This is a genomic window from Microbacterium sp. BF1 (genome assembly GCF_019279095.1).
In the GTDB taxonomy this organism is placed as follows: Bacteria; Actinomycetota; Actinomycetes; order Actinomycetales; family Microbacteriaceae; genus Microbacterium; species Microbacterium maritypicum.
Genome location: NZ_JAGYWT010000071.1, coordinates 1 through 8,105 on the forward strand (window position 1 = coordinate 1; position 8,105 = coordinate 8,105).

General features: G+C 66.6%; 9 protein-coding genes and 1 pseudogene. 6 read left to right on the plus strand and 4 right to left on the minus strand.

Going from position 1 to position 8,105, the window contains the following annotated elements; all coding sequences use genetic code 11:
• Positions 1–173: 173 nt before the first annotated feature.
• Positions 174–716, plus strand: coding sequence for a hypothetical protein (locus KZA10_RS04280; RefSeq protein ID WP_306300789.1), 543 nt, complete (start codon positions 174–176; stop codon positions 714–716).
• Between the two features lie 82 nt (positions 717–798).
• On the opposite strand, the gene KZA10_RS04285 is transcribed toward KZA10_RS04280, so the two are convergent.
• From KZA10_RS04285 to KZA10_RS04295, 3 genes are all read right to left on the minus strand, one after another.
• Positions 799–2,061: a glycosyltransferase gene (locus KZA10_RS04285; protein WP_218682262.1), complete on the minus strand. Its 1,263-nt coding sequence runs from the start codon at positions 2,059–2,061 to the stop codon at positions 799–801.
• A gap of 12 nt (positions 2,062–2,073) precedes the next feature.
• Complete coding sequence (locus tag KZA10_RS17705) at positions 2,074–2,778, minus strand: TetR family transcriptional regulator (RefSeq protein ID WP_256934399.1); 705 nt, start codon at positions 2,776–2,778, stop codon at positions 2,074–2,076.
• 94 nt (positions 2,779–2,872) lie between these two features.
• A complete protein-coding gene (locus KZA10_RS04295) occupies positions 2,873–3,241 on the minus strand; it encodes a hypothetical protein (protein WP_229779045.1) in 369 nt (122 codons plus the stop codon).
• Positions 3,242–3,252: 11 nt separating this feature from the next.
• Between KZA10_RS04295 and KZA10_RS04300 the strand changes: the two genes are divergently transcribed.
• Positions 3,253–3,348 (plus strand): ribosomal protein bL36, encoded by a 96-nt coding sequence (locus tag KZA10_RS04300; protein ID WP_141387900.1) that lies wholly within the window; start codon positions 3,253–3,255, stop codon positions 3,346–3,348.
• 100 nt (positions 3,349–3,448) lie between these two features.
• On the opposite strand, the gene KZA10_RS04305 is transcribed toward KZA10_RS04300, so the two are convergent.
• The gene (locus tag KZA10_RS04305) at positions 3,449–3,802 is read right to left on the minus strand and encodes a MerR family transcriptional regulator (RefSeq protein ID WP_218682266.1); all 354 of its coding nucleotides are present in this window, start codon (positions 3,800–3,802) and stop codon (positions 3,449–3,451) included.
• 176 nt (positions 3,803–3,978) lie between these two features.
• Here KZA10_RS04305 and KZA10_RS04310 point away from each other — a divergent pair, with 176 nt between their 5' ends.
• The 4 genes and pseudogenes from KZA10_RS04310 to KZA10_RS04325 all read left to right on the plus strand — a co-directional run.
• Positions 3,979–5,502: a SulP family inorganic anion transporter gene (locus tag KZA10_RS04310; protein ID WP_218682263.1), complete on the plus strand. Its 1,524-nt coding sequence runs from the start codon at positions 3,979–3,981 to the stop codon at positions 5,500–5,502.
• A 77-nt stretch (positions 5,503–5,579) separates the two neighbouring features.
• Positions 5,580–6,560: a thioredoxin-disulfide reductase gene (trxB, locus tag KZA10_RS04315; RefSeq protein WP_218682264.1), complete on the plus strand. Its 981-nt coding sequence runs from the start codon at positions 5,580–5,582 to the stop codon at positions 6,558–6,560.
• Positions 6,557–7,654, plus strand: coding sequence for an ACR3 family arsenite efflux transporter (gene arsB, locus KZA10_RS04320; protein ID WP_218682265.1), 1,098 nt, complete (start codon positions 6,557–6,559; stop codon positions 7,652–7,654). Before trxB ends, arsB begins: the two co-directional genes overlap by 4 nt.
• Positions 7,651–7,977, plus strand: a pseudogene (locus KZA10_RS04325) (ArsR/SmtB family transcription factor); the annotation flags it as partial. The gene arsB and the pseudogene KZA10_RS04325, both read left to right, overlap by 4 nt.
• Positions 7,978–8,105: the final 128 nt, after the last annotated feature.

Here is an 8,105-nt window from a genome sequence, read left to right on the forward strand (position 1 = left end):
GCCGTCGATCTGCGAGTACGCGGTGACGCCGTCGGGGAACTGCGAGAAGTCGATCTCGGAGCCCGAGTAGTCGCTGAACAGGTCGGGGTAGTTGATGACGTTCTTCTGGAAGGCGTTGTTCTGCATCCGACGAACTGCCGGAGCGCGCGGCTCTCGGCTCTCGCGCACGAAAGGTGATCGACGACGGAATCGTCGACCTGGTGACCGGATTCCGCGTCGCCGAGTTCCGGCAGGAGGCCGAAGGGCTGACGGTCATCGCCGAAGACGGGCGCGTCGTCAGGGGCGTCGGGCGCATGTTCGCGCTCACGGGTTTCCGACCCGACCTGCAGATGCTGCGCGAGCTCAGGACCGACCTGGATCCCACGCTCGAAGCCGTCGCCGGTATCGCATCCGAGATCGATCCGAACATCCACTCCTGCGGATCCGTGGGTGCGACCGGGGCGCGTGAGCTCGTGCAGCCGGAGCGAGGATTCTTCATCGTCGGCGCGAAGTCCTACGGTCGGGCGCCGACCTTCCTCGCGCTGACGGGCTTCGAGCAGGTGCGCAGTGTCGCCGCTCACCTCGCCGGCGATCACGAGGCAGCTGATCGCCGCGAACTCAGGCTTCCGGACACCGGGGTGTGCGGAGGGGCCGGCGACTTCGATGACAACGCGGGCAGCTGCTGCGCCGCCCCCTCCACGCTGCAGATCGGTGCGCGGCCCGTCGTCGTCGGCTGATCGAGCTCGGAGGGAGCGGCGACCAGGGGCCCTCTCCCGGGCCTCGTCGCTCGAGGAGAAGGCAGATACCCGGCACCGGAGTTCACCTCGTCAGCGGCGCCCCGCCAGCATCGAGCCGTTCCAGCACTCGCACTGCTTCACCTGTGCCGTCGTCGCCGGAGATGCACTGCGCGAGTGTTTCTGCACTGTCGGCGTAGCTTTCTGTCGAGACGAGCTCGTCGATGCCCACTGCGAGAGTCGCCGCTGTCGCTCTCCGCAGCGGGAGAGGGCGCGGCCCGGCCCCGAGCGCGTGCACTCGGGATCCCCAGAACGGCTGGTCTCCCAGCACCGGGCAGATCAGGCTGGGGCGACCCGCCCTGAGACCGGCCGCTGTCGTCCCTGCCCCGCCGTGATGCACGACGGCAGCGACGCGGGGGAAGAGCCACCGGTGCGGGGCTTCGTCGATGACGTGGATGCGCGGGTCGGAGATGTCGTCGAGGCCGCCCCACCCCTTCGCGACGACGGCTCTGACCCCGGCGTGCCGGACAGCCTCGAGGACCGTCTTGCTCCGTTCCGCTGAGGGTTTTCCGAACCCCATGCTCCCGAAGCCGATGTAGATCGCAGGACCGGCTTCGAGGAATTCCCTCAGCGCCGGCGGTGGCGTCCACTCGTCGCTGTCGTTCTCAGGGAACCAGTAGCCGGTGATGTGAGCGGAATCCGGGTAGTCGGCAGGCGGCGGAACCACATGGGGGCTGAAGGGGTAGAGGACCGGTACGCGTTCGCCATCACGGTGCAGATAGTCGCTCATCCGGCTGGTTCGTCGCATCCCCAACGTCTGAGTGCGGAACCGATTGATCATCCCCCCATAGGCGAGGGCCGTGAAGCGGTTGAACTGATAGCTCAGATGGTTGACGGGGCCGGGAAATCGGCGAGCCACGAACGGGATGGCGAAGTCGCGCGTCGGAGTGAGGAAGGGGAGTGGGAGCGAGGCGACGAAGGGAATGCCGAGTCGCTCGGCTATGTGGACTCCGGCCAGCGCCTTCGGGTGAGACACGATGACGGTCGGATCGACCTTCTGCGCCACCGTCCACTGCTCGGAGAGGGAGCGTCGCATCGCCTGTGACATGTGCCGGGCGAGCGTCGCTGCTTCGACAGGACCCCGTGAGTCCGCCATCAGTGCTCGCATTTCATCGTGCATCGCGTCGCCCATGGGTTCGAACCGGATGCCACGTCGCTCGAGGTCTTCTCGGTAGACGCCGGGCGCGGACAGGGTGACCGCATGCCCCTCCCGCTGAAGCCGTGATGCAAGGGCGACGTAGGGGTCGACATCACCTCGGGTGCCGAACGTGAAGATGAGTGCGCGCATCGACTCAGCCGTTCACGTCGCGGTGGCGGAGCGCACACGCTCATGTGGCGATGTCGGGTCGTTCTCTCCCTTGTCCGAGCTCGGGCCGCTGTGCCCGCCCAGCGCTTCCTTCGCAGCGACGAGCAGACGATCGTCCGAGTAGAGACCGTGCGTGTACAACTCCAGCACAGGGATGGTCGAGCGCTCCAGCAACGAGGTCGTCAGCGAGCTCTCTCCGAAGGCCCGGGCGAGGTGGCGACGCAGGATGACCGGCCCCAAGCCGTAGAGCGTGATGTACACGGCTGTCGCTTCGAGATCGGACTGCTCGCGCATCGTTCCAGCCGCGACCTGTTCTCGGAGCATCTCTCTGGTACCGGCGAGGAACGTGTCGAAGAGCCGGTCGGACGCGGTGGAATCGTCGACCAGCATCCCGGCGAGGTAGTCCAGGGCGACGCTGCGCTTCTCCAGCGAATCCAGCGCCTCTCGCAGCAGGTGTGAAGCGTCCGCACCGGTCATGCCGTCGCGCTCGGAGAGGAACTCGCTCACGACGTGCGCGTCACACGCCTCCCGCAGCCCATCCTTGCTTCCGAAGTGGTGCAGGATCAGAGCCGGGCTCACGGCAGCGTCCTGTGCGATCTGACGCAGGCTGGTGCCAGCGAAACCCTGCTGGCCGAACCGTGTGATCGCCGCGTCGCGAATGCGCGCTCTGGTCGTGAGGTCTGCGGATGCTGAACGCATATTCAGAATGCTAAACGAATGTTCAGCGAAATCCAGCCACCATGCGAGGGGTGGAAAGCGCCGAGACGCCCTCCACCCCTCGACCGTCGTGGGGTCAGCCCGCGGCGGGGGCGATCTCGTTGGGCGTCACGTCGAGCTCGGTGCTGGCGAGCACCTTGCCGGTGGTGAGGTCCACAGCATGAACGCTGTTGGCGGCAGGCTCGGTGACGTACGCGATGTTCCCGGCGACGACGATGGCGGGGTGGGCGTCCTGCCACTCGGCCGGACCTTCCCACGCCTTCACGACCGGGAAGCTGTCGGTGATGTCACCGGACTCCGGATCGAGCACATGGATGGCACCGTCGCTGCTGAGGATGTAGGCGAGGTCCTTCGGCCCGCGGACGATGTCGCGGAACGTGTACTCGACGCCCTCGGGAAGATCGACGACCTCGAGGGTCTTGGCCGCGGTGTCGATCAGCGTCATCCCTCAAGTCCCTGAAGAATCAGCCGGGCGCCCAATTGGTGCGCCGCCGGGGCAGAGTGTTCGTCATCAACAAGCTCAGCCCGCGCTTCAAGGGGCGACAGGGGTGAGTGCGACGCGAAGGGGCCCGGCGGAATGATCCGCCGGGCCCCTTCGCCGTGCGCCTCGTCGACGTGATCGCGACGGTGCCGAACGGATGAGACGGGCGTCTCAGATCTGGGCGAGCTGTGCGAGGAACTCGTCGGCCATCGCCACCTGGCTCGCGAGCTTCGCGCGACGAGCGCCGGCCTCGTCGCGGAGCGCGCTGAGTCTTGCGCGCAGCTGCTCATCCTCGGGTGTATCGACCAGGGCGTCGACGACGTCGAGGAGCGCCCGCATCTCGTCCAGCGAGTAGCCCAGGGGTTTCATCCGTCGCACGATCATGAGTCGTGCGACGTCCCTCGGCGTGTAGAGCCGGAACCCGCCCTCCGTGCGACCGGAGGGAATCACCAGTCCGACGTCCTCATAGTGGCGAAGCGTGCGGAACGACAGGGAAGTCTGTTCGGCCACTTCGCCGATGCGCATAGTCTGCACGTTCTCCACTGATCCGCCTTCGTCGATTCGTCAGCAAACCTCACGTTACGTTAGAGTCTGCGAGTGTGCCCCTTCGGCATCCCCATTCTTCCGCGTCGAGCTGTTCGGCGCCTGCGTGTCCGCGCGCGCATCGCCGCTCGTTCGCGAGCCCGACTCAGGAGAGCACATTGACTGCTGTCATTCCGACCAAGGACAGCGCATCGCGCTATCGGATCGAACCCACCGTCCTGCAGGCGCTGCGCAGTCCCAGGCTTCTCACCCGCGAGGTCCTCGCGGGCCTCGTTGTCGCGTTGGCGCTGATCCCCGAGGCGATCGCCTTCTCGATCATCGCCGGCGTCGACCCCCGGGTGGGTCTGTTCTCCTCCTTCGTGATGGCGGTGGCCATCGCGTTCCTCGGTGGCCGCCCGGCGATGATCACCGCGGCGACGGGAGCCATCGCGCTCGTGATCGCCCCGGTGGCCCGAGAGTACGGGATGGACTACTTCATCGCCACGGTGCTGCTGGGTGGGCTGATCCAGATCGTGCTGGCCCTCCTCGGCGTCGCCAAGCTCATGCGCTTCATTCCTCGCTCGGTCATGGTGGGCTTCGTGAACGCGCTCGCGATCCTCATTTTCACCGCTCAGCTGCCGCAGCTGTTCGGCGTGCCGTGGCTGGTGTACCCGCTGGTCGCCGTGGGGTTGGCGATCCTGTTCCTGATGCCGCGCATCACGAAGGTGGTCCCGGCTCCGCTGGTGACGATCGTGCTGCTGACAGCGGCCGTCGTGGTGTTCGGATGGAGCGTGCCGAACGTGGGTGACCAGGGTGAGCTTCCGCAGAGTCTGCCCGAACTCTTCATCCCGGAGGTGCCATTGACCCTGGAGACACTCGGGATCATCGGCCCGTTCGCTCTCGCCATGGCGGTCGTCGGCCTGCTCGAGTCGCTCATGACGGCCAAGCTGGTCGATGACATCACGGACACCCACTCCCGCAAGACGCGCGAGGCGTGGGGCCAGGGCGTGGCGAACGTGCTCTCCGGTGCCTTCGGCGGAATGGGCGGATGCGCGATGATCGGCCAGACGATGATCAACGTGAAGGCCTCGGGCGCGCGCACGCGCATCTCGACGTTCCTCGCCGGTGTCTTCCTCCTCGTCCTTGTTCTCGCGCTCGGCGACGTGGTGGCGATCATCCCGATGGCGGCGCTGGTGGCTGTGATGATCCTCGTTTCCGTCGCGACCTTCGACTGGCACAGCATCCGCCCCTCGACGTTGCGTCGGATGCCGAAGAGCGAGACGGCCGTCATGCTCATCACTGTCATCGCGACGGTGTGGACGCACAACCTCGCTATCGGCGTCATCCTCGGAGTGCTCACCGCGATGGTGATGTTCGCCCGACGGGTCGCACACTTCGTCACCGTTACGCGCACTGTGGTGGACGAGGAGGGGATCGCTGCCGCTCGCTACGAAGTCGTCGGGGAGCTGTTCTTCGCGTCGAGCAACGACCTGACGACCCAATTCGCGTACGCGGAAGATCCGGACCGGGTCGTCGTCGACATGACCCGGTCGCACATCTGGGACGCCTCGACCGTTGCTGCTCTCGATGCCGTCGTCACCAAGTACGAGCGCCTCGGCAAGTCCGTCACGATCCATGGCCTCAACGACACCGCGGCGGCGTTCCGTCAACGGCTCACGGGCAATCTTGGGACAGGGCACTAGCAGGCGGCAAGGTGACGAACAGGTGAACTCCTCCGTCGGAGATTGCAGGGGGTATCGATGAGTGTCAATATAGACACATGTCGATTCAACAGGTTGAGCTGGTCATCATCGGGTCCGGCCCTGCGGGGTACACCGCGGCCGTGTATGCGGCGCGCGCGGGTCTTTCCCCTGTGGTGCTCGCCGGGTCCGTGACCGCGGGCGGCGCGCTGATGACCACGACCGAGGTCGAGAACTTCCCCGGGTTCGTCGATGGTGTGCAGGGGCCCGAGCTGATGGAGTCGATGCGCGCGCAGGCGGAGCGCTTCGGCGCCCGCATCCTTCTCGACGACGCGGTCCTGGTCGACCTCGACGGCCCCCTCAAGACCGTGGAGACGGGCTCCGGCGAGACCTTCCTCGCTCGCGCCGTCATCCTGACGATGGGCTCCGCCTACCGCAAACTCGGCATCGCGGATGAGGAGAGACTCACCGGCCGCGGCGTCTCGTGGTGCGCCACCTGCGACGGCTTCTTCTTCCGCGAGCAGGAGATCGTCGTCGTCGGCGGCGGGGATTCTGCGATGGAGGAGGCGCTGTTCCTCACCCGCTTCGCCTCGAAGGTCACCGTCGTGCACCGTCGGGGTGAGTTCAGGGCCTCGAAGATCATGGCGCAGCGCGTGCTCGACCACCCCAAGATCGAGATCGCGTGGAACAGCGAGGTCGCAGGCCTCATCGGTGCGGAGAAGGTGGAGGCGGTGGAACTGCGCGACACCGTGGCCGGTGCCGAGCGGAAGCTGCCGGCTACGGGAGTCTTCGTCGCGATCGGGCACGATCCGCGCTCCGAGATCGTCGCCGGACTCGTCGACACGGATGCCGACGGCTACGTGCTCGTCGAGCACCCCTCCACTCGCACGAACGTGTCGGGAGTCTTCGCCGCCGGTGATCTGGTCGACCACACCTACCGCCAGGCGATCACCGCCGCAGGCACCGGATGTGCTGCAGCGCAGGATGCGCAGCACTACCTCGCGGCTCTCGACGAGGCAGAGCCCGTCATCCCCGAGAAGCGGGAGGCGCTCCTCGCATGAGCACGGCGACCGTACCCACCACCGCACCTTCCACGCGCCGCCTGTCGACCCTCGACCGGTGGCTGCCGCTCTGGATCGGCCTGGCCATGATCGGCGGCATCGTCATCGGCCGCTTCATCCCCGGCGCCTCCGACCTCCTGGCCCGCCTCGAGGTCGGTGGGATCTCGATCCCGATCGCCCTCGGCCTGCTGGTGATGATGTACCCGGTGCTCGCGAAGGTCCGCTACGACAAGGTCGCCGCCGTCACCGGCGACAAGAAGCTGCTGCTCTCGTCGCTGGCGCTCAACTGGCTCGTGGGCCCGGCGCTGATGTTCGCCCTCGCGTGGGCGTTCCTGCCCGACCTGCCCGAATACCGCACGGGCCTCATCATCGTGGGGCTCGCGCGCTGTATCGCCATGGTCGTCATCTGGAACGACCTCGCCTGCGGCGACCGCGAGGCCGCGGCCGTGCTCGTCGCCATCAACTCGGTCTTCCAGGTCGTCGCCTTCTCGCTGCTCGGCTGGTTCTACCTCACCGTCCTTCCGGGTTGGCTCGGACTCGACTCACAAGGGTTGGACATCTCGATCGGACAGATCGCGCTGAACGTCCTGATCTTCCTCGGCATCCCCCTCGTCGCGGGATTCGCCTCCCGCTTTATCGGGGAGCGTACGAAGGGACGCGACTGGTACGAAGACAGCTTCCTCCCGAGGATCGGCCCCTGGGCGCTCTACGGCCTGCTGTTCACCATCGTGCTGCTGTTCGCCCTGCAGGGTGAGCAGGTCACGAGTCGTCCGTGGGATGTCGCCCGGATCGCACTCCCGCTGCTGGCGTACTTCGCGATCATGTGGTTCGTCGGCCTGTTCACCGGCAAGGCGCTCGGCCTCGGATACGCACGATCGTCGACCCTGGCGTTCACCGCCGCCGGCAACAACTTCGAGCTCGCGATCGCCGTCGCGATCGGCACGTTCGGTGCGACATCCGGCCAGGCCCTCGCCGGAGTCGTCGGCCCGCTGATCGAAGTCCCTGTTCTCGTCGGACTCGTCTATGTCTCGCTCTGGGCCGCCCGGCGCTGGTTCCACACCGACCCGTACACCGCTGAGAGGATCTCGTCATGAATGTCACCCCGACGACCGCAGACGACACTTGCAGTCCCGTCGCCACGCATGCGATCGGGCAGGAGGCTGCCTCCTCGGTTGCTGCGACGTTGAAGGCTCTGTCGGATCCGCTGCGGCTGCGGATGCTGTCGGCCATCGCGTCCGACCCGCGCGGAGAATCGTGCGTGTGCGACCTCGCCGAGCTCGCCGAGGTGTCGCAGCCGACCGTATCCCACCACCTCAAGGTGCTCAAAGACGTCGATGTCCTCACCTCCGAGCGGCGAGGAACCTGGGTCTGGTACCGGATCACCCCGGGCCGGCGCCGCGCGGTCACGGCATTGCTGGGGCGGGCACTTTCGGCGGACCTGGGGTGGTGAGCGCCGTTCTCTTGGAGAAATCTCCGTCGCGTCTAGTTGTCTATTGCGGTCAACCCACTGTCGTCGAAGACCAGTATTGCGCCGTCGTTTGTGGT